Raw genomic sequence first — 25,099 nt, forward strand, 5'->3', positions numbered from 1 at the left:
CGCCCCGCCGGAATGCCGAGCGTCGCCCGCACCCGCTGCGCGATCTTCTCCCGGTCCTCCCGGTGGAAGATGTCGTTGCGCGGATAGCCGGACTCCAGGATCTCGCCCTCGCAGCGGAACGCGTTGCGCATGATCGGCGTCGTGAAGGCGTTGGGCGACACCACGAGGTCGAACTGCCGGAAGCGGTGCGGCAGGCTGTCGATGTAGGCGAGGTTGGCCTTCGGGGTGCCCAGCAGGTCGGCGCCGATCTTCTTCAGCGGGGTGCCGTGCCAGGTCTGCACCACGCACTGGCCGTCCCGGCGCTCGTACCAGTCGCCGAGGCCGACGTTGGTCACCACGTACCGGCTGCGGGCCAGCGCCTCGTACCACTCGCGGCTGTGCCACTCCACCGGCCGGACCCCGGGCGGCAGGCTGACCTGCGCGTCCGCGACCGACCACAGGTGCTCCACCTCGATGCCGCGGCGGGCGAACTCCTCGTACACCGCGCGCGGCGAGTCGGAGAACTGCTTGCCGCCGAAGCTGTTGTAGAACACGGCGTCGCGCAGCGGCTCCTGCTGGAAGCGCGGGAAGTGGACCTGGCGCAGCTGCCGCTGCCGGTACGCGCCCCGCTCCTCGCCGGAGAGCACCGGCCCGGAGCCGAGGAAGATCCGGTCGAAGTACCGGCGGTTGACGGTGTACGTACGGCCCGCCACCCGCTTGCGCAGCGGCAGCAGGGTGCGGATCAGGTCGGCGCGCAGCTTCACCGGCACGTCCCGCCCGTGGCCCCAGGCGTCCTTGTCGCGCAGCGAGAAGTACCAGCGGCCGGCGCGCAGCGACAGCGTCGCGTCGTACGTGGTCATCCGGTGCGGCGCCACGGTGACGCTGAACCGGCCGTCGGCCCAGGTCAGCGGCAGCAGGTGCTCCTCGAACCGCTCGCCGTGCCGCAGCACGAAGCGCATCCGGTCGCCGGGCCCGGTGTAGGAGCCCTCGATCAGCAGCTCGCCGTCGCCGGTCCACCGGAGCGAGTCCACCACGGCCTGCCGGGCCCGGTCGTGCAGCTTGAGCAGGCCCGGCCCGTCGGTGGTGACGGCGATCTCCCGGCCGTGCGGGCGGGGATGGCGGCCGGGCGCGAAGCCGTCGACGACGGTGGCCCGCCGCGAGGTGCCGTCGGCGAACTCGATGTGGGCGATGAAGTCCAGCGTCTTGGTCTCCGCCGAGGTGGCCACGGACAGGTCGGCCAGCGGAACGTCCACGGTCCAGCGCGGCCCGCGGGCGTCGTCGGCGGTCTCGTCGCGGCGGGCCGGGAACAGCGAACCGCCGGGGTCGCCCTTGAGCGCCACACGGAGCCCGCGCGGCTCCTTGCCGCCGGCCGGGGACCGCAGGCCCAGCCGGAGCGCGTCCTCGGTGAAGGTCTGGTCCACCACCTCGGCCTCGGGGACGTCGATGGTGACCTGGAACCTGTCGTCGGCGAACCCGGCCACCAGCCGCGCGCCGTCGCCGAGGTCGTGGGCCTGGGAGTGCCCGGCGGAGCCGATGTCGAGGCGCTCCACCTTGCCGGGCGCATAGCCGCCCGGGCGCGGCAGGGCCAGGGTCAGCCCCCAGGTGCCGGCCTGCCACCGGCCCCGGGACTTCAGCCGCTCGGGGTCGATGACGATCTCGAACCCGGCGTCGTCGTAGTTGTGCAGCGCCTGCTTGGAGTCCCGGGTGGCCCGCGGCGACTCCTCGGAGCGGAACTTCACGGGCACCCGGCCGCCGCCCGGGCGGCGCAGCCACGCCAGCCGGGGCAGCCGGCCGGTGCCGCCGCCGGGGATGTTCTGCACGTAGGCGTAGCCGTGCAGGATCAGCTTGCCGTCCTGCCAGAGCACCTCCGTGGCCCTGGCCCGCACCGGCATCTCGCGCGGCCGGAGGCGGGCGACGGAGGCGGGCAGGACGCGGTCGTCCACGCCGGGGATCGACAGGTGCGGGCGCAGCAGCCCCCGCACGGGGAACGCCGACGGGTTCTCCCGCTCGAACCGCAGCACCGTGAGCAGCTCGTCGAGCCGCCGTTCCCGGGCCAGGTACCACTTGACGCGGGCCAGCGGCGGGAGCTTGGCGAGCCGGCCTGCGGCGGCCGACGCCAGGAAGTCCGCGGCCCGGTCCAGGAAGTCCCGGCGGTCTTCGTCGGACGCCTCCGGCAGGAAGCGCATCCCGCGCCGGAGGTCCTCGGGAATCATGTCTTCTGGCTTGGCCACCACGGACGTGCCTTCTCTTCTCTTCCTGCTGCTCGGATCGCTGGGATCGCTCGGTTCGCTACGGGGCGGTCACCACGGCCGCGGCGCCGGTCTCCCCCTGGGCCTGGTTGCGGGCCTCCGCCCGCGCCGCCAGGGCGGCGATCGCCGCGTTGAACCGCTCCAGGGAGGTGGGCCGGTCGGGGCCGAGCAGGTAGTGCTTCAGCTCGGCGCGGTCGGCCGCCAGCCGGTCGGCGCCGGGGGTGTGCGCCGCGTCCAGCAGCTCGTCCAGTCCGGCGGCGTCGTTGGACAGGATCACCGCCGCGCGCACCGCGGTGTTCTGGCGGCGGAACTCGTCGGCGCCGAGCCCGGCCGAGTCGGTCACCGCGTACGGCTTGCCGCTGGCGATGAAGTCCGACACGACGCTCGATATGTCCGAGACCAGGGCGTCCGCCTCGTTGAAGCAGTCGAAGAGCCGCGGGTACGGGCCGGTGATGACGCGGTGTTCCCACCAGCCCTGCGACCGCCAGTACGCCTCGTTCCACTCCTGGATCCGGCGCTCCTCGGCCGCGGCGGCCTCGGGCGGCGTCCGGTCGTCGCGGGAGACCGAGGCGTCGTCCCAGGCGGTGGCGGCCGTGGCCTCGCCGGGCAGGCCGCCGGCCTCCTCGACGGCCCGCAGGGTGGCCCGCGCCCGCGTCCGGTCGGCGGCGGTCTGCTCGGCCGCGGCGGCCCAGCGCGGGTCGGCCGCCCGCTCGGCGGCGGCCCGCTCGATCATCGCCGCGATCCGCCGGTGGACGGCCCCGGCCTCGGGGTCGCGCGAGCCGGTGAAGGGGTGCGGCTTGTACAGCACCCGCACGGGCCGCTCGGAGGTGAGCAGGCGGCGGACGATGTTCTCGCCGGCCAGCAGCAGCGAGGTGTTGCCCGGGTCGTCGGTCCAGCCCTCCCAGGTGGGGGCGTACAGGACCGTGGGGATGCGGCCGTGCGGACGGCCGGAAGCGGGCCTGATCGGCGCGAGCTGGGGGCGGCCGACCTCCACGATGTCCTCGTCCCGCACGCCGACGTCGGCCAGCGCGAACCGGTCGCGGCCGGCCCGCCCGGCGGTCCACACCTCGTCGTACGCCTTGGCGTACGGGTTGATGCTGGCGATCTTGTCGCTGTCGCCGTGGCCGATGAAGACGTGCTTCATGGTGGGCACGCGCAGCAGGTGAAGGTTCTTGCCGACGTTCGCCGGATAGAGCCCGACCCGCAGCGTGGACAGGTCCATGTTCATCAGGTCGACCGCGCTGGGCACGCACACCACCGGCACGGTGGTGGTGGCCAGCCGGTGGTGGATGGCGCGCTCGCGCAGGATCACCAGCGGCCGGGCGTCGAGCCCGGCCATGGTGTCGAGCCACATGTTGACCTGGTAGACGGCGTCCCTGGAGCCGGAGAAGTACAGCGCGACGGTCGGCCGGTAGGCGTGCAGCCAGCCGTCGAACCACTCCAGCACCTGGTCCGGCGGCGGGGGCAGCCGCCGGGGGCTCAGGTACGGCAGCAGGACGGCCAGGTAGGCCGCGACGAGCGTGAGCGTCACCGCGGTGCCGGCGTAGCCGAGGCCGGTGGTGCCGGTCAGGACGACGGCGACCAGCCCGGCGAACATCGGCACCTCGGTGTGCAGCACCTTCTCCACCGCCCGGTGGGTGAGCGCGCGCGGCGGGCCGTCGGGCACGGGCAGCGTGGACAGGTCGATGTTGCGGGTGGCGATGGGCAGCCGGCGCTTCCTGCGCAGCACCGTGATCAGCGCGGCGTGCGGCGCCTGGAACGCGTAGAACGCCAGCAGGCCGACGACGGCCGCGTGGAAGACGGTCTCCCCCGCCCAGTCCGCGCGGGCCATCAGCAGCAGGAGCAGGAGCTGCCGCAGCAGGAAGCGGATGGTGAGGCCCACCCTGGCCTTGCCGAGCCGGACCAGCAGGTGGCTGCCGCGGCGGTGCAGGACGTGGTCGCCGCCGTAGCTCAGCGCCGCCGCGGCGGCGAACAGGCCGGCCGACGGCAGCAGCGCGGCCAGCAGCATCAGCGGGTACCCGGTCACCATGAGCAGCGCGGCGGCCAGTTCCGTGCCACTGGTGACGCCGGCCAGGCGGTGCAGCGTGGCCCGGGTCATGCCACCCCCCCTGTGGCCTCGGCGTTGAGGGCGGCGGCCAGGGCGCGTTCGAACGAGCCGGCCTGGGTGGCGTCGGCGGTGGGGTCCTGCTGGCGGACGTCGATGACGTGCCCGGTCAGCGGGGACAGCAGCACGTCGAGGGAGGTGCGGGCGACGGCCTCGGACGACAGCAGCGTCCCGGCCGGCTCTTCGCCGAAGGCGCGGGTGCGCATCGGGGTCGCGGTCCGCTCGGGGTTGACGCAGTTGACGCGGATGCCGTCGGCGGCCCACTCGTCGGCCAGGGCCTGGGTGAGGTTCACCATGGCGGCCTTGGTGGAGGAGTAGAGGCTGTACTCGGCGCGGCCCCGGGTGTAGCTGCTGGAGGTGTACAGCAGGAGCTGGCCGCCGGTCTCGGCGAGGTACTTGTGGGCGGCGCGGGCGATGCGGACGGGCGCGAGGTAGTTGACCGTCAGGGCCTCCTCGATGACCGCGTCCTCGGTCTCGGCCAGCTTGCCGATGCGGAGCACGCCGGCGGTGTTGACGACGAAGTCGACACGGCCGGTGTCCGTGTACGCCTTGGCGAGTGCCTCGGCTATGTCGCCGGGGTTCTCCACGTGGGTGCCGGTGGTGGAGCGGCCCAGGGCGTAGACGGTCGCGCCGTACCGCTGGGCGAGGTCCGCGATGTCCTTGCCGATGCCGTAGGAGCCGCCGAAGACGACGACGGTCCGGCCGGCCAGCCGCTCCCGGTAGGCGTCCTCGTCGGACTGCGCGGGCGCGGCGGTGGAGGCGAGCTGGAAGAGCTTGTCCGCGATGAACACGTCGACGGGCTGGGTGACCTTCATGTTGAACTCGTCACCCGGCACCACGTGGATCGGCACGTCCGGCAGGTACTTCAGGACGACGGAGCAGTCGTCGGTGGCCTGGAAGTTCGGGTCCCCGGCGGCGATCTCGTAGGCGCGGCGGATGGTGGACAGCCGGAACGCCTGCGGGGTCTGGCCGCGTCGCAGGCGCGAACGGTCGGGCACGTCGGTGATGAACTCGCCGTCCTCGCCGTGGGTGCGGGTGACGATGATCGTGTCGGCGGAGGGGATGGCGACGTCGACGGCCCGGTACCGGTCGAGCGCGGCCACGCAGTCGCTGATCACGCGGCGGGAGAGCAGCGGGCGGACCGCGTCGTGGAAGAGGACGTAGCGCTCCTCGCCCTCGGCCAGGCCCTCGCTCAGCACGGCGATGGCGCGCTCGGTGGTCTCGTTGCGGGTGGCGCCGCCCTCCACGACGCGGGTGACCTTGCGCAGGCCGCTCCTGGCGACGATCTTCTCGACCTCGTCCGCGTAGCCGGGAGCCATCATGACCAGGACGTCGTCGATCTCCCCGGCCTCCTCGAAGACGGCCAGGGTGTGCTCGATGACGGCCTTGCCCGCGATCTTGATCAGTTGCTTCGGTATGGAAAGACCCACACGCTGGCCCGTGCCACCGGCGAGGACGACCGCGGTGGTGTGGGGGGACGGTCCATGGGGATGGATGGTCAAGGAAGCTCCTGCCGGGTATCAAAAGTGTCGCCTACGCGAGAAGAAGGTTAACCCTTGCGGAAGCTTGACCCCCAAGCCGGATGAACCGTTGTCAACCGTTATCGGTTTGTGACAGGGGTGAGTTACCCTGCGGCAGCGCCGCAGGGCACCCGAAGTCCGGCATGTCAGTCGAAAGGACTGAATTCCTCGAATTCCTGCTGCGCGGCATCACGGCGCCGCGCCTCCCGGTCCCGCCGCCGCGCGGCCGCCGGGCGCAGCGGGTTCATCCGGTGATCCTCGCCACGCCGGCCCAGCATCTCCGCGCCGGCCGTCACCGAGGGCTCCCAGTCGAAGACGACGGCGTCGTCGTCGCCGCCGATCGCCACCCCGTCGCCCTCCCTGGCACCGGCCTTGACCAGCTCTTCCTCGACCCCGAGGCGGTTGAGCCGGTCGGCGAGATAGCCCACGGCCTCGTCGTTGGTGAAGTCGGTCTGCCGCACCCAGCGTTCCGGCTTGTCGCCCCGGACCCGGAAGAATCCCTCGCCCTCCATGGTCACGGTGAACCCGGCGTCGTCCACGGCCTTCGGGCGGATCACGACGCGCGTCGCGGTCTCCTTCGGCTTCGCCTCCCGCGCCTGGGTGACCAGCGCGGCGAGCGCGTAGGAAAGATCTTTCAGGCCTTTCCTGGACACCGCGGAAACCTCGAATACCCGCAGGCCCCGCGCCTCCAGATCGGGACGCACGATTTCGGCGAGATCCTGCCCCTCCGGGATATCCGTCTTGTTGAGCACGACCAGCCGCGGCCGGTCGTCCAGGCCGCCGTACTCGGCGAGTTCGGCCTCGATCACGTCGAGGTCGGTGAGCGGGTCACGGTCGGACTCCAGCGTGGCGCAGTCCAGCACGTGCACGAGCACCGCGCACCGCTCCACGTGCCGCAGGAATTCGAGCCCCAGCCCCTTGCCCTGGCTCGCGCCCGGGATGAGCCCCGGCACGTCCGCGATGGTGTAGACGGTCGTCCCGGCCGTGACCACACCCAGGTTGGGCACCAGGGTGGTGAACGGATAGTCCGCGATCTTCGGCCTGGCCGCCGACAGCACCGAGATCAGCGAGGACTTGCCCGCGCTGGGGTAGCCGACGAGCGCCACGTCCGCGACCGTCTTCAGCTCCAGGATGATCTCCCGCTCGTCGCCCGGCTCCCCGAGCAGCGCGAAGCCGGGCGCCTTGCGCCGCGGCGAGGCGAGCGCCGCGTTCCCCAGCCCGCCCCGGCCGCCCTGCCCGGCGACGAACGTGGTGCCCGCGCCGACCAGGTCGGCCAGCACCTCCCCGTTCCGGTCCAGCACGACGGTGCCGTCCGGCACCGGCAGCACCAGGTCCTGCCCGTCCGCGCCCGTGCGGTGGCCGCCGCCGCCCGGCTTGCCGTTGGTGGCCTTGCGGTACGGCCGGTGGTGGTACTCCAGCAGCGTGGTCACGTCGGGGTCCACGACGAGCACCACGTTCCCGCCGCGCCCGCCGTCACCGCCGTCCGGGCCGCCCAGCGGCTTGAATTTCTCCCGGTGCACGGAGGCGCAGCCGTGGCCCCCGTTACCCGCGACGACGTGCAGCTCGACGCGGTCGACGAAGGTGGTCATGACAGTGCCTCCAAGTGCTTGCCCACACGGGCCGTACAGGGTGAACGCGGCAAGGGCGGACCAGCTTCCCGGCGTGGGAAAGCGGTCCGCCCTCGGAAAGGTGCTGGTGCCGTCGGGTCGATTACCCGGTGACGGGCACGATGTTGACGACCTTGCGGTCGCGGTACCGGCCGAACTCGACCGTGCCCGCGCGCAGCGCGAACAGCGTGTCGTCGCCGCCGCGGCCCACACCGTTGCCCGGGTGGAAGTGCGTGCCCCGCTGGCGGACCAGGATCTCACCGGCGTTGACGAGCTGACCGCCGAAGCGCTTCACGCCGAGGTACTGGGGGTTGGAGTCGCGGCCGTTCCGGGTGGACGACGCGCCCTTCTTGTGTGCCATCTCGCTTCAGTCCCTTACTTCGCGGCCGGGGCGGGGATCTCGGTGACCTTCAGCGCGGTGTGGAGCTGACGGTGGCCCATCCGCCGACGGTAACCGGTCTTGTTCTTGAACTTCTGGATCCGGATCTTGTCGCCCTTGTGGTGGTCGACGACCTCGGCCTTGACCTTCACGCCGGCCAGCACCCACGGGTCGCTGGTGACGGTGTCGCCGTCCACGACGAGCAGGGCGGAGAGCTCGACGGTGTCGCCGACCTCGCTGCTGGACATCCGGTCAACCTCGATGACGTCGCCCACAGAAACCTTCTGCTGACGGCCGCCGGTGCGCACGATCGCGTACACGCGACAACTCTCTCTCACTCGATTCGGAGCCCCTGATGCCAGCGACGGGCGAACCCGGCCTCTCCCCGGCACGGGAACCGTGCGCGCTACGGGGAGGAAGGTGCTCAGGAGCATGGCGCGCCGGAAACGACACACCAGCGGCCAAGAATACGGAGGCGCCGACAAGGCGGTCAAATTCACCGCCCCGCCGGCGCCCCGCGCCCGCTCAGTCGTCGGTCGACGCGGACACCGACGGCGGCTGCGGCTGCTCCGCCGCCGCGGTGGCCTTGGCCGTCTTCTTGGCCGGGGCCTTCTTCGCCGCCTTCTTGGTCGCGGCCTTCTTGGCGGTCTTCTTCGCCGCCTTCTTCGCGGTCTTCTTGGCCGGGGCCTTCTTCGCGGGCGCGGCCGTGACGACCGTCACCACCGCCTCCGTGGCGCCCTCGGGCGACCCCGCCGGGGCCGAGGCGCGGCGCACCGCGCGGCGGCGCGGCGGCGGCGCGTCGGAGACCACCGGCTCGGGCTCCCGCGCGGCGGGCTCCGGCTCGGCCGCCTCCGCCGGCTCGGCCGACGCGACGACCAGCACCCCGGGCTCCTCCGCGGCCTTGGGCGACCCGGCCGGAACGGTGACCTTGCGGCTCCCCCGGCGCCGCGCGGGCGCGGGAGCCGGCTCGGGCTCCGCCGCCTCGGCGACCGGCTCGGGCGCGGCGGCCTCGGGCGCGGCCGGGGCCGTCTCCCGCGGGATCTCCGGCGCCGGGGCGGGCTCGGCGGTGACCACGGTCACGGCCGCCTCCTCCGCCTCGACGGCCGCCGCCTTCGGCGGGCCCGCGGGCGCGCTCACCTTGCGGCTGACCCGGCGCCGCCTACGCGGCTCGGCCCCCGCCTCGGGCGCGGGCTCCGGCTCCGGCCGCGCCCGGCCCGCCTCGGCGGCGGGCTCCACGACCTCGACGGCCTCGACCCGCTCCTCGGCGGGCTCGGCGTCCACCGGCTCCACGGGCTCGGTCCTGTCCACCATCGCGGCGGACACGATCGGCTCCACGGGCTCCTCGGTCTCCGCCGGCTCCAGGACCGGCTGCGGCTCCTCCGCCGCCGCCTTGCCCCGCTTGCGGCCCTTCTTGCCGACCGCGCCGCCGCCCACCGCGGGCGCCTGCTCCATGTGGACGATGACGCCCCGGCCGTTGCAGTGCACGCACGGCTCGGAGAACGACTCCAGCAGGCCCTGGCCGACCCGCTTCCGCGTCATCTGCACCAGGCCCAGCGAGGTGACCTCGGCCACCTGGTGCTTGGTGCGGTCCCGGCCCAGGCACTCCAGCAGCCGCCGCAGGACCAGATCCCGGTTGGACTCCAGCACCATGTCGATGAAGTCGATCACGATGATGCCGCCGAGGTCGCGCAGCCGGAGCTGGCGCACGATCTCCTCGGCCGCCTCCAGGTTGTTCCTGGTGACGGTCTCCTCCAAGTTGCCGCCCTGCCCGGTGAAGCGGCCGGTGTTCACGTCGATGACGACCATGGCCTCGGTGCGGTCGATGACCAGCGAACCGCCGCTGGGCAGCCACACCTTCCGGTCCAGGGCCTTCATGAGCTGCTCGTCGATCCGGTACGTGGCGAAGACGTCGACGTCGGAGGTCCAGCGCTGCAGCCGGTCCGCCAGGTCGGGCGCCACGTGGGCGACGTACCCGTGGATCGTCTCCCAGGCGTCGTCGCCGCTGACGATCACCTTCGAGAAGTCCTCGTTGAAGATGTCGCGGACCACCCGCACGGTCATGTCGGGCTCGCCGTACAGCAGCGTGGGGGCGTTGCCCTTCTTGGCCTTGCGCTGGATGTCGGCCCACTGCGCCTGGAGCCGCTCGACGTCACGCGTCAGCTCGTCCTCGCTGGCGCCCTCGGCGGCGGTGCGCACGATGACGCCCGCGTCCTCGGGGACGATCTTCTTCAGGATCTGCTTCAGGCGGGCCCGCTCGGTGTCGGGCAGCTTGCGGCTGATCCCCGTCATCGACCCCTCGGGGACGTACACGAGATACCGGCCGGGCAGCGAGATCTGGCTGGTCAGGCGGGCGCCCTTGTGGCCCATCGGGTCCTTGGTCACCTGCACCAGGACCGGCTGTCCGGACTTCAGCGCCGACTCGATGCGGCGCGGGCCGTTGCCCATGCCCAGCGACTCGAAGTTCACCTCGCCGGCGTAGAGCACGGCGTTGCGGCCCTTGCCGATGTCGACGAACGCCGCCTCCATCGAGGGCAGCACGTTCTGCACCTTGCCGAGGTAGACGTTGCCGACGTACGAGGACGACTGCTCCTTGTTGACGAAGTGCTCGACCAGCACGTTGTCCTCGAGCACGGCGATCTGGGTGCGCTCGCCGCTCTGCCGGACGACCATCACCCGCTCGACGGACTCCCGGCGCGCCAGGAACTCGGCCTCGGTGATGATCGGCGCCCGGCGGCGGCCCTGCTCGCGGCCCTCGCGGCGACGCTGCTTCTTGGCCTCCAGACGGGTGGAGCCCCTGATGGACTGCACGCCGTCCGCGCTCTCGGCCGCCTCCTCGCGTCGGCGGCGCGGCTCGCGGACCTTGACGACCGTGCGCTCCGGGTCGTCGCCGGGCTCGACGCCCTCGGCGGCGTCCCCGCTGCGACGGCGGCGGCGACGGCGGCGGCGGGAGCCGCCCGCGCCCTCGTGCGTCTCGTCCGCGCCCTCGGCGGTCTCCTCGGCGGCCTCCGCCTCGTCCTCGGCGGCGAGGTCGGCCGCGGCCTCCTCCTCGTCCCCGGTCTCCGCGGCGGCCTCGGCGGCGCGCTCCGCGGTCTCCCCGCGGCGCCGCCTGCGGCCACCGCGGCGGCGACGGCGGGCGGGACGGTCGGGGTGCGCCTCGTCCTCGTCCTCGGCGGCGCCGGTGAGGTCCTCCAGCTCTTCCAGTTCCTCCAGGTCCTCCAGGGTCCGCTCGTCCTCCTCCGCCTCGGCGGGGGCGGCCTCGCGCACGGCCTCCTCGGCGGCGCGCTGCGGCGTCTGGAACATGGGCGCCTGGAACACCGGCGCCTTGAAGACGGCGGTCGTCGCCACCGGCACGGCGGGCGGCAGGGGGACGGTGCTCTCGTCGGTCTCGGCGGCCCGGGGAGCCTCCGGCTCCGGCTGGGCCTCGGCGCGCGTGGCGCGGCGGCGCCTGCGCGGCGCGGCGGGCTCCGCCTCGGGTTCGGGTTCGGGCTCCGGCTGGGCCTCGGGCGCGGCGGCCTCGGGCTCCGGGGCGGCGGCGGCACGCGTGGCACGGCGGCGCCTGCGCGGCGCGGCGGGCTCCGGCTCCGCCTCGGCCTCCGGCTCCTGCTCGGGCGCCACCGGGGCGGTCTCCTCGGGCGCGGCCTCGGCGCGCGTGGCGCGGCGCCTGCGGCGCGGCGGGGCCGGCTCGGCCTCCGGCTCGGGTTCGGGCACGGGCGCGGCGGCCACCGCGTCCTGCTCCGGCTTCTCCGGCTCCGGCGCCGGTTCGACGTCGGCGACCTCCCGCGTGGCGCGGCGCCTGCGGCGCGCCGGGGCGGGCTCGGTCTCCTCGGCGGTCCCGGGGGCCTCGGCGGCCTCGGCGGGCACCTCCGGCGCCGTCGCCGGGGCGGTCGCGCGGCGCCGCCTGCGCGCGGGCGCGGCAGGGGCCTCCTCGGCGGTCGCCTCGGTCACCTCGGGTGCCTCCGGCGTCTCCGCCGTCGCGTCGGGCGTCTGCGCCGCGGACGCGCGCGTCACGCGGCGGCGCTTGCGCGGCTCGGGCGCCGGGTCGGCCCCGGCCGGGGCCTCCGGCTCCGCGACGGCCGGCGGACCGGCCGGGCGGGACGCCGCGCGCCGACGGCGCGGCGGCAGGGTGTCACTCGGGGTAGTCGTGGTGGTCGTGTCGTTCTCGATGCGTTCGGCACCGTCCGCTTCCGCGGACTCGTTGGGCTCTTGCATGCGGGCGGTTCTCCCGTCACGCTCCCGGGCGCCTCACCGTAACTGAGCGGGCGCCGCTCGGGAGCTGTCGCTATTACTCGCCGGTTCCGGACCCGCGGCCCGGCTACGGCGAAAGTCTTCTGGTCTGTGCGTCGCCCGGAACAGCCGGGCCCGAGTGGCTCCCTGGCACCAGGCCGTTCGGCGGCGCGGCAACGGCATCGCTAAACGATGACCCCCGGCACCGCCGCAGCCCGCTGCCCGGCGACCTTGGTCGAGGCGGCCCCGGCAGCTTCGCGGTCAGGCGCGAACGGGTCGGTCACCGTACCGCTCTCCTCATCGAGCGGCCCCTGCGCCAGCCTGGTCACCGCTGCGGGGACCGGCGGCGCCAGGTCGGCCGTAGCGCGGAGACCGGACAGGACGTCGTCGGGTCGCACGGCAGGGGTGAGATGCCGTACTACCAGCCGCAGTATCGCACAAGGGACGGGGTCCGGCCCATGGGACCCCGCCGGGGCCCCCGGGGACGGCGCCACGGCGAGCGAGACGACGGCCCCGCGCGCGTCGAACGTGCGCAGGCCCTTCTTCGTCTGCCGCCGCACCTCGACGGCGTCGGCGGCGAGGAACGCGCGGACGGCGCGCTCGGCCTCGGACGGCGCCACGCCCTCCAGCCGCAGCTCCCAGCAGGAGGCCGCGAGCTGCTCGGCGAAGTCGCCCGTGCGGGCCTCGACGGCGTCGATGATGTCGAGGCCGTCCGGCAGCGACTCGTCGAGCCGCGCCCGCAGCTCCGCGATGTCCCGCGGCTCGGCCAGGGCGATCTCCAGGTACTCCGCCTCGCTCGCCGTGCCGGTCGGCGCGGCGTTCGCGTAGCTGACCTTCGGGTGCGGGGTGAACCCGGCGGAGTACGCCATGGGCACGTCGGCCCGGCGCAGCGCGCGCTCGAACGCGCGCTGGAAGTCGCGGTGGCTGGTGAACCGCAGGCGGCCGCGCTTGGTGTACCTCATGCGCACACGCTGCACCGCCGGAGCGGGCGGCGGGCCTACGGGCTGTCGCTTGCCCAGTTCTGTTCAGTCCCTCGTACGTACCACTTCGGGGCCCGGCTACGGGCCGTTGCTTGACTCCAGGTTACGTCCAGCCCGGCCGTCACGCTGTCGCGCTCCCCTGATCGCCGACCACGCCACCTCAGCCCGCCACGCCGCTTCCCGCCGCCGCGTCCCCCGTCGCAATCCAGAAACGGAGCTTCTCCGCCCGCTGGGCCGGAGCTCCCACCGCCACCCTCGCACCGCTCGGCGCCAAGGCGCCTCCCGGGCATCGGCCGGCTGCGCCGGACTCCGCCCGCCGACCACGCCACCTCAACCCCCCGCGCCGCCTCCCGCCGCCGCGTCCCCCGTCGCAATCCAGAAACGGAGCTTCTCCCCCCGCTGGTCCTCGAAGACTCCGCCGCATGCCTCGATGACCTTGCGGGAGGCGATGTTGTCCTCGTCGCACGTGACCAGCACCCGGTCGTGGCCCAGCCCGCGGGCGACGGGGAGGGCGGCGCGCAGCATCGCCGTGGCGTGGCCGCGGCGGCGGGCCGAGGGGCGGACCTCGTAGCCGATCAGGCCGCCCCAGTCCAGCAGCCGGCGCGTGAGCCGGTGCCGGATCGACAGCCGCCCGAGGAACGTGTCGCCCGCCACGTACCACAGGACCGTGGAGGGCACGAAGCCCTGCGGGCGCGGGCTGTCCCAGCGGGCGTCCGCGATCGTTCGCTCGACGTACTCCGCGAACACCGCCGGGTCCCGCCAGCGCGGGCCGTAGACCGCGATGTCGCGCCCCAGCATCGAGTTGTCCTGCGGGGTGCCGCGTCCCTCCGCCTCGAATTCCTCGATGGCCGCCAGGAACGAGGCGTGCACGGCGGTGGTGGGGACGACGAGCTGCGGCACCGCTTCATCCTCCGTCCGGGCCCCGGCCGGGGCAACCCGTCACTTCACGACCGTCAACGGCAACAACTTCTTCCCCGTCGGCCCGATCTGGATGTGCGTGTCCATCTGCGGGCACACGCCGCAGTCGAAGCACGGCGTCCACCGGCAGTCCTCGACCTCGGTCTCGTCGAGCGCGTCCTGCCAGTCCTCCCACAGCCAGTCCTTGTCCAGCCCCGAGTCCAGGTGGTCCCAGGGCAGGACCTCCTCGTACCCGCGCTCCCGCGTCGTGTACCAGGCCACGTCCACGCCGTACGGCTCCAGCGCGGGGCCGGCGCAGGCCATCCACTGGTCGTACGAGAAGTACTCGCGCCAGCCGTCGAACCGGCCGCCCGCCTCGTACACCGCCCGGATCACCGCGCCGACCCGCCGGTCGCCTCGCGAGAGCAAACCCTCCACCGTGCCCGGCTTGCCGTCGTGGTAGCGGAAGCCGATGGAGCGGCCGTACCGCTTGTCGGCGCGGATCGCGTCCCGCAGCCTGGCCAGCCGGGCGTCCGTCTCCTCCGCGGAGAGCTGCGGCGCCCACTGGAACGGCGTGTGCGGCTTGGGCACGAAACCGCCGATGGAGACCGTGCAGCGGATGTCGTTGGAGCCGGACACCTCGCGGCCCTTGGCGATGACCTTGCTCGCCATCTCGGCGATCTGGAGCACGTCCTCGTCGGTCTCGGTCGGCAGCCCGCACATGAAGTACAGCTTCACCTGCCGCCAGCCGTTGCCGTAGGCGGTGGCGACCGTGCGGATCAGGTCCTCCTCGGAGACCATCTTGTTGATCACCTTGCGGATCCGCTCGCTACCGCCCTCGGGCGCGAACGTCAGACCCGAGCGGCGGCCGTTGCGCGTCAGCTCGTTGGCGAGGTCGATGTTGAACGCGTCGACGCGGGTCGAGGGCAGCGACAGGCCGATCTTGTCCGCCTCGTACCGGTCGGCCAGGCCCTTGGTGACCTCCGCGATCTCGCTGTGGTCGGCCGACGACAGCGACAACAGGCCGACCTCCTCGAAGCCCGTGGCCCGCAGCCCCTTGTCGACCATCTCCCCGATGCCGGTGATGGAACGCTCCCGCACCGGCCGCGTGATCATGCCCGCCTGGCAGAAGCGGCAGCCGCGCGTGCAGCCGCGGAAGATCTCCACCGACATCCGCTCGTGCACCGTCTCCGCCAGCGGCACCAGCGGCTGCTTCGGGTACGGCCACTCGTCCAGGTCCATCACGGTGTGCTTGGCGACCCGCCACGGCACGCCGGACCGGTTGGGCACGACGCGCGCGATCCGGCCGTCCGGCAGATACTCGACGTCGTAGAAGCCCGGCACGTACACCCCGCCGGTCCGCGCCAGGCGCAGCAGCAGCTCCTCGCGCCCGCCGGGGCGGCCCTCCCGCTTCCAGGCCCGCACCACGTCGGTGATCTCCAGCACCGCCTGCTCGCCGTCGCCGAGGACCGCGCAGTCGATGAAGTCCGCGATGGGCTCGGGGTTGAACGCGGCGTGCCCGCCGGCGATCACCACCGGGTGGTCCTCGGTGCGGTCCCTCGCCTCGATCGGGATGCCGGCCAGGTCCAGCGCGGTCAGCAGGTTGGTGTAGCCCAGCTCGGTGGAGAACGAGACGCCGAGCAGGTCGAAGGCGCCCACCGGCCGGTGCGCGTCCACCGTGAACTGCGGGACGCCGTGCTCCCGCATCAGCGCCTCCAGGTCCGGCCAGACGCTGTAGGTGCGCTCGGCGAGCACGCCCTCGCGCTCGTTGAGCACCTCGTACAGGATCATGACGCCCTGGTTGGGCAGCCCCACCTCATAGGCGTCGGGGTACATCAGCGCCCAGCGGACATCGCAGGCGTCCCAGTCCTTCACGGTGGAGTTGAGCTCACCGCCGACGTACTGGATCGGCTTCTGGACGTGCGGGAGGAGGGCCTCCAGGCGCGGGAAGACCGACTCGACAGGCATGGCTGTATCTTTCGCGAGCTGTTCGGGGGCAGGGTCCGGATGGCACGGAGCTGACCATCCAGCCTACCCGGACCCGGCGGACGGGGGTTCAGGCGGCGGAGAGGGGACGTTTCATGCGCACGGACTGCAGCAGCCCGATCGCGATCCAGGACGCGAACATGGCGGTGCCGCCGTAGGAGAGGAACGGCAGCGGCACCCCCGCGACCGGCATGATGCCCAGCGCCATGCCGATGTTCTCGAACGACTGGAACGCGAACCAGGCGACGATCCCGGCCGCGATGATCGTGCTGTACAGGTCGGGCGCCTCGCGCGCGATGCGCAGCGCCCGCCACAGGATGAGCCCGACGAGCACGATGATGCCGCCCGCGCCGACGAAGCCCAGCTCTTCACCGGCGACGGTGAAGATGAAGTCGGTGTGCTGCTCGGGCACGAACTGGCCGGTGGTCTGGGTGCCGTTGAACAGCCCGGTGCCGGTCAGTCCGCCGGAGCCGATCGCGATGCGGGCCTGGTTGGTGTTGTATCCGACGCCGGCCGGGTCGCGGGACGGGTCGGCGAACGCGGCGAAGCGGTCGAGCTGGTACTGGTCGAGGATGCCGAGCGCCCACACCAGCACGGCCGCCACCACCCCGGCCAGGATCAGCCCGATCGACCAGCGCAGCGCCGCCCCCGAGGCGAGCAGGACGCCCAGCACGATGACGCTGAGCACCATGGCCATGCCCATGTCGTCGATGACCACGATGGCCAGCGGCGCGGCGGCCAGGGCCAGGGACTGCCATATCGCGCGGCTGCCGGGCTGCTCCCTGTCGCCCGCGTCGACCTGGGCGGCGAGGATCAGCGCCATCCCGAGGGTGACGGCGACCTTGGCGAACTCGCCGGGCTGGAGGGTGTATCCGGCGACCGACAGCCAGGCGCGCTGGCCGTTGATCTCGGTGCCCAGCGGCGTGAAAACCAGGAGCATCGCGGCCATGGAGAAGGCGAAGAACAGCGGGACCGCGCTGCGCAGCCGGTGGTGCCCCAGCCACATCACGCCGACGGCGAGCGCGACGCCGACGACGAGGTTGATCGCCTGGCGTATGAGGAAAAACTGCGGGTCGCCGTTGGTTATCTCCGTCCGGTTGCGCGTCGCGGAGTAGATCAGCAGCAGGCCGAGCAGGGACAGCGCGGCGGCGGCCAGCAGCAGCACCCAGTCGATGCGGCGGGCCGCGGAGTCCCGTGCGGAGAGCCGGCGCCAGGTGCCTCCGCGCTGCGCGGGCAGGGTCAGTGTGTGAACGCTCACCGGGTTCCCGTCATTCCTCGCGCCGCTGGGCCGGCTGCTCGTCCTGCTCCGGGACGATCGTGCCGTTCTCGTCGATCCGCGGCAGGTCCCGGTTCGGCTCGGGGAGCAGGGCGGCGTCCGGGTCGACGGAGCCGTCGTCGCCGACGCCGTAGATGGCCTCCCAGATGTTCCGCACGGCCGGGCCGGAGGCGCCGGAGCCGGTACCGGCCTGGGAGATGGTCATCACCACGGTGTAGTCGTCGGAGTAGGTGGCCAGCCAGGAGGTGGTCTGCTGGTCGCCGGACGCCTCCGCGGTGCCGGTCTTGCCGCGCAGCGGGATCTCGCTCTGCGGCCAGCCGCCGAACCGCCAGGCGGCGCTGCCGGTGGTCATCACCGCGGCCGTGGCGTCGCGCAGGTTCCCCAGGGTCTCCTCGTCGGCCGGGAGCTGCCCGGACGGCTGCGGCTCGAACTCCTCGATCACCTCGCCGTCCGCGGCGATCACGGCCCGGCCCACGGTCGGGGTGTAGAGCGTGCCGCCGTTGCCGAGCGCGGCGTAGACCGTGGCGAGCTGTATCGGGGTGACGAGCACGTCGCCCTGGCCGATGGAGAAGTTGAGCATGTCACCGGCGCGCATGTTCATGCCCTCGGTGCAGTTCTCGCGCGCGATGCGGGCCTCGTAGTCCTGGCGGTCGGAGTCCGCGATGTCGCACCACGTCTCCTCGTTGGCCTCCCAGTAGTCCTGCTTCCACTCGCGGTCCGGGATGCGGCCGGCGGCCTCGTTGGGCAGGTCAATGCCGGTGGGCTGACCAAGGCCGAAGTCGTGGGCGGTACGGAACAGCCAGTCGTCGGGGTTGTCCACCGGGTCGGTGCCGCCGTCGGCCAGCCACTCCTGGTGCGCGATGCCGTAGAAGACGGTGTTGCAGGAGACCTCGATGGCCTGGCCCAGGGTGATCGGGCCGTACGACGAGGACTCGAAGTTGCGGAACGACTGGCCGCCGACCGAGTACGAGGACGAGCAGTCGTAGGTGTCGTCGAAGTCGTGCCCGGCGTTGACCGCGGCGGTGGCGGTGATCACCTTGAACGTCGAACCGGGCGGCCCCTGGCCCTGGATGGCCCGGTTGAGCAGCGGGTTGTGCGCGTCCTCGTCGGTCAGCCGCTCGTACTCGCGCGCGGAGATGCCGCCGACCCACACGTTGGGGTCGTAGTCGGGCGCGGAGGCCATGGCGACGACGCGCCCGGTGTCGTTCTCCAGCACGATCGCGGCGCCGGCGTCGGCCTCGTAGTTCCGTCCCGAGATGTCGTCGAACTCGTCGCGCGCGGCCTCCATGGCCTGCGCCAGCTCGTCCTCGACCACGGCCTGCACGCGTGCGTCGATGCTGGTGACGAGGTTGGCCCCGGCCTCGCCCGGCTCGCTCTCCGCCTCGCCCAGCACGCTGCCGAACTTGTCGACCTCGTACCGCGTGACGCCGGCCCGGCCGCGCAGATAGCTGTCGTAGGCGCGTTCCAGGCCGGAGCGGCCGATCTGGTCGGACCGCAGCAGCGGGGCGTCGGTGTCCTCGGTCTCCTCGACCTCCTCGTCGGTGACGGGCGAGAGGTAGCCCAGCACCTGCGCGGTGTTGGCGCCCTCCGGCGAGGGGTACCGGCGCACGGCGGTCGGCTCGGCGCTGATGCCGGGGAAGTCCTCGGCCCGCTCCCGGATCTGGAGTGCCTGCTGCGTGGTCGCCTCGTCGGTGATCGGGATCGGCTGGTACGGCGAGCCGTTCCAGCAGGGCTGCGGCGTCTCGGCGTCGCACAGCCGGACCCGGTTGGTGACCTCCTCGACGGGCATGCCGAGCAGCTCGGCGAGGCTGGCCAGCACCGCCTCGCCGTCGTCCGGCAGCCTGCCCAGCTCGGTGCGGTCGGCGGAGACGACGAGCCGCGTCTCGTTGTCCGCGAGCGGCACACCGCGCGCGTCGAGGATGGAACCGCGCACGGCCGGCTGCACGACCTGCTGGACGTGGTTGCCCGCCGCCTCGGCCGCGAACTCGTCGCCCTGGCGGATCTGGAGATACCACAGGCGCCCGCCCAGGGTGAGCAGGAGCGAGAAGACCAATATCTGGATGACGACCAGCCGGATCGTGATCCGGGACGTCCGGCCCGTCTCGGGGATGTTGGTCACAGCCGCTTGACTCCCTTGATGCGTCCCGCCTTGTTCCGGGCGGTTCGGCTGAGCAGTGATGAGCGCTGGCTGAGGCGCGCGGACCGGCCGTACCGGCTGCGGCGCGGCGCCCGGGTGCGCAGTCCGGTGCCGGCGCCGCCCAGCCAGCGCACGCTGACGTCGGCGCCGCCCGCCCCCGAACCGCCGTCCCCGGCCAGCGGGTCGCTCTCCAGCCGGCGTGCCACGGCCATCACCAGCGGCACGGTGAACGGGGCCAGCAGCAGGTCGTAGAGCGTGGCGGTGAACAACAGCTTGCCCAGCCCGGCGTCCTGGACCGCGGTGTCCCCGACGAGCGTGCCGACGAGCGCGTACAGCAGCGTGGAGCAGACCGCCCCGGCCGCGACGACGAACATCGGCCCGGTGGCCGAACGGTGCTGCCCGGTCTCGGGTTTGGTGAGGCCCGCCGCGTACCCGACGACGCACAGCACCAGGGCGTACCGGCCCACGGCGTGGTCGGCGGGCGGCGCGAGGTCCGCGAGCAGGCCGGCGAAGAAGCCGACCAGGCAGCCGCCGACGTGCCCGTAGACCAGGGCCAGCGCCAGCACGGTGAGCAGCAGCAGGTCGGGGACGGCGCCCGGCAGGCCGAACCTGGCGAGCACGCAGACCTGGAGGACCAGGGCCGCGACCACGAGCACGGTCGCGAGCAGGGTGCGGGACACGCGCATCGGTCAGCTCCTGGTGGGCGGTTCGTCGTCTTCGGTGGCTCCGGCGGTCCCGGTCGCCTCGGCGGTCCCGGTGGCCTCGGCGGTCCTGGTCGCCTCGGTGGCCTCGGGCGACGCGCCGGCCGTGGGGGACGCGGAGACGGCGGGGGACGCCGTGGCACCGGCCCCGTCGCCGTCCGCCTCCTCGTCCTCGCCGCGCCGGGCGACCGCGTCCTCGGCGCCGTCCCCGGCGCTCTCCTCGGGATTCTCGTCGGCCGCCTGGTCCTCCTGCTCCTGCTCCTGGGCGGCCTGGTCCCCGGACGCCTCGGGGCGCGGCGGGAGCACGGAGTCGCGGGGGTTGTCGCGCGGCGGCTCGACGACCACGCCGACCAGGTCGAGCTGGGTGAACTCCACGTAGGGGCGCACCTGGACGGTGCGGGTCAGGTCGCCGGTGGTGCGGTCCACGCTGACGACCTCGCCGACCGGGACGCCGGGCACGAACGGCTTGTTGCCCGCCGAGCCGAAGGTGACCATCCGGTCGCCCTCCTCGACCCGGGCCTGCTGGTTGAGCAGCTGGACGTCCAGCGCGTTGTCCCCGCGGCCGGTCGCGAAGCCCAGCTCCTCGCTGCCCTCCAGGCGGGTCCCGACGGTGAAGTCCGGGTCGTTGGCCAGCAGTACGGTGGAGGTGCCGGGCCCGACCGTGGTGACCCGGCCGACCAGGCCGTCGCCGTTGAGCACGGTCATGTCCTGGGCGATGCCGTCCTCGCTGCCGGCGTCGATGGTGACCGTCCACGAGAAGCCCTGGGCGGCGCCGATCCCGATGACCTGGGCGCCGACGATCCCGTACTGCCCGGCCCCGGCGAGCTGGAGCAGCTCGTCCAGCTGCTCGACGCGTGACGCCTGGTGCTCGTCGCTGCCCAGCTGCTGCCGCAGCTCGGCGTTCTCCCGCTCCAGCTCGCTGATCCGGTCGTGCCGCTCGCCGGACTCGCGGACGGCGGCGATCGCGTTGGCCACCGGGTCGACCGCGCCGGCCACGCCCTCCTCGACGGGCCCGAAGACGGACGCGGCGGCTTCCCTCGCCCCGTCGAGCGGGGAGTCGTCCCCGCCGCGGATGTCCATCGTGATGAAGGCGAACGCGATGGAGATCAGCAGGACGAGAAGCAGCCGGCTCTCTCGGGTGTCCCTCACGTGCGGCGCTGTGCCTTTCTGGGTTGTTCTCGGTCCCCGGGCGGCGGGGTCGGTCGTGCTGACGATCCGCCACGCGGATTGGTGCCGTCTTCCGCGCGGCGGACCCTCAGCGAGGGGCTGGCTCGCGGGGCGCCGGATCAGCGCCGGGGCTGGGCGTCCAGGACCTGCTGCAGCGCTTCGAACTCCTCCACGCACTTCCCGGAGCCCAGCGCCACCGAGTCCAGCGGGTCCTCGGCGATGTGGATCGGCATGCCGGTCTCCTTGCGCAGCCGCTCGTCCAGGCCGCGCAGCAGGGCGCCGCCGCCGGTGAGCACGATGCCGCGGTCCATGATGTCGCCGGACAGCTCCGGCGGGCACTTGTCCAGCGTGGTCTTGACCGCGTCGACGATGGCGTTGACGGGCTCCTCCATCGCCTTGCGCACCTCGGCCGCCGAGATCACCACCGTCTTGGGCAGCCCGCTGACCAGGTCACGGCCGCGGATCTCGGTGTGCTCGTCCTGCTCCATCTCGTGGGCCGAGCCGATGGTGATCTTGATGCTCTCGGCGGTCCGCTCGCCCAGGAGGAGGCTGTACTCCTTCTTGATGTGCTGGATGATCGCGTTGTCCAGCTCGTCACCGGCGACCCGGATCGACTGGGCGGTGACGATGCCGCCGAGGGAGATGACCGCCACCTCGGTGGTGCCGCCGCCGATGTCCACCACCATGTTCCCGGTCGCCTCGTGCACGGGCAGCCCCGAGCCGATCGCGGCGGCCATCGGCTCCTCGATGATGTGCACCTGACGGGCACCGGCCTGCGTGGACGCCTCGATCACGGCGCGCCGCTCCACGCCCGTGATCCCGGAGGGCACGCAGACGACGACTCTGGGCCTGGCCAGATAGCGGCGCTTGTGGATTTTCAGAATGAAGTAGCGGAGCATCCGCTCGGTGATCTCGAAGTCGGCGATGACGCCGTCCTTCAGCGGGCGAACCGCGACGATGTTGCCCGGGGTCCGGCCGATCATCTTCTTGGCCTCGGCGCCGACCGCGAGAATGCCACCCGTGTTGGTGTTGATGGCGACGACGGACGGCTCGTTGAGGACAATCCCTCGACCTCTGACGTACACCAGCGTGTTGGCCGTCCCGAGGTCGACTGCCATGTCACGTCCGATGAACGACATATTGTTCGCCATAGGGATACATCTGGCCTTCCAGACTGGAGCGATTGTGCGGGGAGGTCGGCAGGGGGTGCGATGGGCTTGCGCTGGCGGGGTCCCTCCCGTCGGCGGGAGAGAGTCGCGGCGTAGCCATCGTATCCACGGCCGGTCGAACACGGAGCGCCGGAGCGCCGCTTTCGCCATTGTCGGCGGAACGTGGCCCACCCTCCATCATGGTGACGTCGTGTTCGGGTGAAGGGTTCCCTCGTCCGACTGTATCCAGTGCCCGGAAAGACTGCATTCAGACGTACACCTCGGGTGACACCTCCGCGCGCGTCGGCGGGCATTCAGCGGATGATCAGGCCAGAGCCGGGAAGAAAATCTTCAGTTCCCGCTCGGCCGACTCGGGCGAGTCGGACGCGTGGATCAGGTTCTCCCGCACGATCGTGCCGTAGTCGCCCCGAATGGAGCCGGGCGGCGCCGCGATCGGGTCCGTGGGCCCGGCCAGGGCGCGCATTCCCGCCACGACCCGCTCGCCCTCGACCACCATCACCACGCTCGGCCCGGACGCCATGAATTCCAGCAGCGGCTCGTAGAACGGCCGGCCCACGTGCTCGGCGTAGTGCGTCCGCAGCGTCTCCGGGTCCAGGGTGCGCAGCTCGAGCGCGGTGATCGTCCAGCCCGCCTTGCGCTCGACGCGGCCGACGATCTCGCCGATCAGGCCCCTCCTGACCGCGTCCGGCTTGAGAAGGACAAGAGTGCGCTGGCTCATGGGCGGCGGCTCCCGGAAGATCGCAGGGGTGCGGGGCCAGCAAGATTACCGTGGCGGTCAGCCCGTACCGGCGGCGGCCTCCGCCCCCGAGCGGGCGGCCTTGATCTCGTCCACCCGGCGGCCGTAGTGCACCGAGGCCCACCACAGCGCGGCGAACGCGCCGCCCAGCAGGAACAGCACCGGCAGCACGAAACCGCCCGCGATCAGCGCGGCCTGGAGCGCCCAGCCCAACTGCACGAAGCCCGGCCGGCCCACCAGGCCGCACAGCAGCAGGCACAGCGCCATGGCCGTGCCGCTGACCGCCCAGACGGCCCCCGGGGACACGTCGGTCAGCCGGGTGGCGGCGAGCGCGGCCAGGCCGATGATGATGAACTCGCCCACGAGCGTGCTGGCGCAGAGCGTGCGCATCAGCGGGACCTCCCCAGCAGCAGGCGGGCCTCGCCCACCGTGATGACCGAACCGGTGACCAGGACCCCGGCCCCGGCGTACTCGTGCTCCTCCTCGGCCAGCGCGATGGCCGCCTCCAGCGCGTCGTCCAGGCGCGGCTCGACCTGCACCCGCTCCTCGCCGAAGACCTCGACGGCGACGGCGGCCAGCAGGTCGGGGTCCATGGCGCGGTGGCTGGCGTTGCTGGTGATCACGACCTCGGTGAGGACCGGCTCGAACGCCTCCAGCAGGCCGCGCACGTCCTTGCCCTCGCTGGTGCCGATCACGCCGATGAGGCGGCTGAAGCCGAACGACTCGGTGATCGCGGCGGCGGCGGCCTGCGCGCCGGGCGGGTTGTGCGCGGCGTCCAGCACGACGGTCGGGCTGGTGCGGACGACTTCGAGCCGGCCGGGCGAGGTCACGGAGGCGAACGCGGTCCTGACCACGTCCACGTCCAGCGGCGCGGCGGGCCGGTCGGCGCCGACCCCGAAGAACGCCTCCACGGCGGCCAGGGCCACGGCGGCGTTGTGCGCCATGTGCTCGCCGTACAGCGGGAGGAAGATTTCCGGATACTCGCCGCCCAGGCCGCGCAGCGTCAGCATCTGGCCGCCGACCGCGTTCTCCCGGGCCAGCACGCCGAACTCCAGGCCCTCGCGGGCCACGGTGGCGTCCACCTCGACCGCCCGCCGCAGCACCACGGCGGCGGCGTCGATCTGCTGCTGGGCGAGGATGACGCGGGCGTCGGGCTTGATGATCCCGGACTTCTCCACGGCGATCTGCTCGGGCGTGGTGCCGAGCCGGTCGGTGTGGTCGAGCGCGATCGGCATCAGCACGGCGACCTGACCGTCCACGACGTTGGTGGCGTCCCAGGTGCCGCCCATGCCGACCTCCACGACCGCGACGTCCACGGGCGCGTCGGCGAAGGCGGCGAAGGCCATGCCGGTGAGGATCTCGAAGAACGACAGCCGGAAGCCCTGCTGGGAGTCGACCAGGTCGATGTACGGCTTGATGTCGCGGTAGGTCTCCACGAACCGCTCCGGCGCGATCGGGGCGCCGTCGAGGCTGATCCGCTCGGTGACGGACTGCACGTGCGGGCTGCTGTACCGGCCGGCGCACAGGTCGAAGGCGCCGAGCAGCGCCTCGATCATGCGGGCGGTGCTGGTCTTGCCGTTGGTGCCGGTGATGTGGATGGACGGGTAGCCGCGCTGGGGCTCGCCGAGCACGTCCATCAGCGCGCGGACGCGTACCAGGGAGGGGTCGAGCTTGGTCTCCGGCCACCGCTCGGCCAGCTCCGCCTCGACCTCCCGCAACGCCCGGTCGACCTCGGGGTCCTCCGGCCGCGTCGGCAGGTCCTCCCCGCGCGGCGGCCCGGCCTGGGCCCGCAGCGTACGACTGCCCGCCTCGATCACGGCGAGGTCGGGATCGCGCTCCTTCTCGGCGGCGACGATCTCCTCGAAGTCCGCGTCTCCGTCACTGCGTGGGTCACTCACGTGTGCCAGTCTACGAACCACCGCCCCCGTCCCGCGCCCGGCGGGGTCCGGGCCGCAACGCACCGGCCCGCAAACCCCCCGCCACCCCCT

The 25,099-nt window shown here is 72.9% G+C and carries 18 protein-coding genes; all 18 read right to left on the reverse strand.

Annotation, left to right across the window (positions count from 1 at the left end; all coding sequences use genetic code 11):
• Positions 1–2,210, reverse strand: a 2,210-nt coding sequence (locus tag ACSNOC_RS19285; protein ID WP_436748739.1) for a CDP-glycerol glycerophosphotransferase family protein, incomplete at its 3' end; no start/stop codon positions are given.
• Between the two features lie 58 nt (positions 2,211–2,268).
• The gene (locus tag ACSNOC_RS19290) at positions 2,269–4,326 is read right to left on the reverse strand and encodes a hypothetical protein (protein WP_436748740.1); all 2,058 of its coding nucleotides are present in this window, start codon (positions 4,324–4,326) and stop codon (positions 2,269–2,271) included.
• A complete protein-coding gene (locus ACSNOC_RS19295) occupies positions 4,323–5,828 on the reverse strand; it encodes an SDR family NAD(P)-dependent oxidoreductase (protein ID WP_436748755.1) in 1,506 nt (501 codons plus the stop codon). Before ACSNOC_RS19295 ends, ACSNOC_RS19290 begins: the two co-directional genes overlap by 4 nt.
• 170 nt (positions 5,829–5,998) lie before the next feature.
• Positions 5,999–7,441, reverse strand: coding sequence for a GTPase ObgE (obgE, locus tag ACSNOC_RS19300; RefSeq protein WP_436748741.1), 1,443 nt, complete (start codon positions 7,439–7,441; stop codon positions 5,999–6,001).
• Between the two features lie 121 nt (positions 7,442–7,562).
• Positions 7,563–7,820 carry a 50S ribosomal protein L27 gene (rpmA, locus tag ACSNOC_RS19305; protein WP_436748742.1) on the reverse strand — a complete coding sequence of 86 codons (258 nt, stop codon included), beginning with the start codon at positions 7,818–7,820 and terminating at the stop codon, positions 7,563–7,565.
• Between the two features lie 14 nt (positions 7,821–7,834).
• A complete protein-coding gene (gene rplU, locus ACSNOC_RS19310; protein ID WP_436748743.1) occupies positions 7,835–8,158 on the reverse strand; it encodes a 50S ribosomal protein L21 in 324 nt (107 codons plus the stop codon).
• Positions 8,159–8,363: 205 nt separating this feature from the next.
• Positions 8,364–12,047: an Rne/Rng family ribonuclease gene (locus tag ACSNOC_RS19315; RefSeq protein WP_436748744.1), complete on the reverse strand. Its 3,684-nt coding sequence runs from the start codon at positions 12,045–12,047 to the stop codon at positions 8,364–8,366.
• A gap of 200 nt (positions 12,048–12,247) precedes the next feature.
• Positions 12,248–13,039: a TIGR03936 family radical SAM-associated protein gene (locus ACSNOC_RS19320; RefSeq protein WP_436748745.1), complete on the reverse strand. Its 792-nt coding sequence runs from the start codon at positions 13,037–13,039 to the stop codon at positions 12,248–12,250.
• 333 nt (positions 13,040–13,372) lie between these two features.
• The gene (locus ACSNOC_RS19325) at positions 13,373–13,942 is read right to left on the reverse strand and encodes a GNAT family N-acetyltransferase (RefSeq protein WP_436748746.1); all 570 of its coding nucleotides are present in this window, start codon (positions 13,940–13,942) and stop codon (positions 13,373–13,375) included.
• 39 nt (positions 13,943–13,981) lie between these two features.
• The gene (locus ACSNOC_RS19330) at positions 13,982–15,907 is read right to left on the reverse strand and encodes a TIGR03960 family B12-binding radical SAM protein (protein ID WP_436748747.1); all 1,926 of its coding nucleotides are present in this window, start codon (positions 15,905–15,907) and stop codon (positions 13,982–13,984) included.
• Between the two features lie 88 nt (positions 15,908–15,995).
• Positions 15,996–17,183 (reverse strand): FtsW/RodA/SpoVE family cell cycle protein, encoded by a 1,188-nt coding sequence (locus ACSNOC_RS19335; protein WP_436748748.1) that lies wholly within the window; start codon positions 17,181–17,183, stop codon positions 15,996–15,998.
• Between the two features lie 10 nt (positions 17,184–17,193).
• A complete protein-coding gene (gene mrdA / locus ACSNOC_RS19340; RefSeq protein WP_436748749.1) occupies positions 17,194–19,320 on the reverse strand; it encodes a penicillin-binding protein 2 in 2,127 nt (708 codons plus the stop codon).
• Entirely contained in the window at positions 19,317–20,024 is a 708-nt protein-coding gene (gene mreD / locus ACSNOC_RS19345; protein WP_436748750.1) for a rod shape-determining protein MreD, read from the reverse strand. The genes mrdA and mreD overlap by 4 nt, the downstream gene beginning before the upstream one ends.
• Positions 20,025–20,027: 3 nt before the next feature.
• Positions 20,028–21,188 (reverse strand): rod shape-determining protein MreC, encoded by a 1,161-nt coding sequence (gene mreC, locus ACSNOC_RS19350; protein WP_436748751.1) that lies wholly within the window; start codon positions 21,186–21,188, stop codon positions 20,028–20,030.
• Between the two features lie 137 nt (positions 21,189–21,325).
• Positions 21,326–22,345: a rod shape-determining protein gene (locus ACSNOC_RS19355; RefSeq protein WP_436748756.1), complete on the reverse strand. Its 1,020-nt coding sequence runs from the start codon at positions 22,343–22,345 to the stop codon at positions 21,326–21,328.
• Positions 22,346–22,679: 334 nt separating this feature from the next.
• A complete protein-coding gene (ndk, locus tag ACSNOC_RS19360) occupies positions 22,680–23,093 on the reverse strand; it encodes a nucleoside-diphosphate kinase (RefSeq protein ID WP_436748752.1) in 414 nt (137 codons plus the stop codon).
• 57 nt (positions 23,094–23,150) lie between these two features.
• Positions 23,151–23,501: a DUF4233 domain-containing protein gene (locus tag ACSNOC_RS19365; RefSeq protein WP_436748753.1), complete on the reverse strand. Its 351-nt coding sequence runs from the start codon at positions 23,499–23,501 to the stop codon at positions 23,151–23,153.
• Positions 23,501–25,009: a bifunctional tetrahydrofolate synthase/dihydrofolate synthase gene (gene folC, locus ACSNOC_RS19370; RefSeq protein ID WP_436748754.1), complete on the reverse strand. Its 1,509-nt coding sequence runs from the start codon at positions 25,007–25,009 to the stop codon at positions 23,501–23,503. Before folC ends, ACSNOC_RS19365 begins: the two co-directional genes overlap by 1 nt.
• Positions 25,010–25,099: the final 90 nt, after the last annotated feature.

This window comes from Streptomyces sp. URMC 129 (assembly GCF_051386415.1).
Lineage (GTDB): Bacteria > Actinomycetota > Actinomycetes > Streptomycetales > Streptomycetaceae > Streptomyces.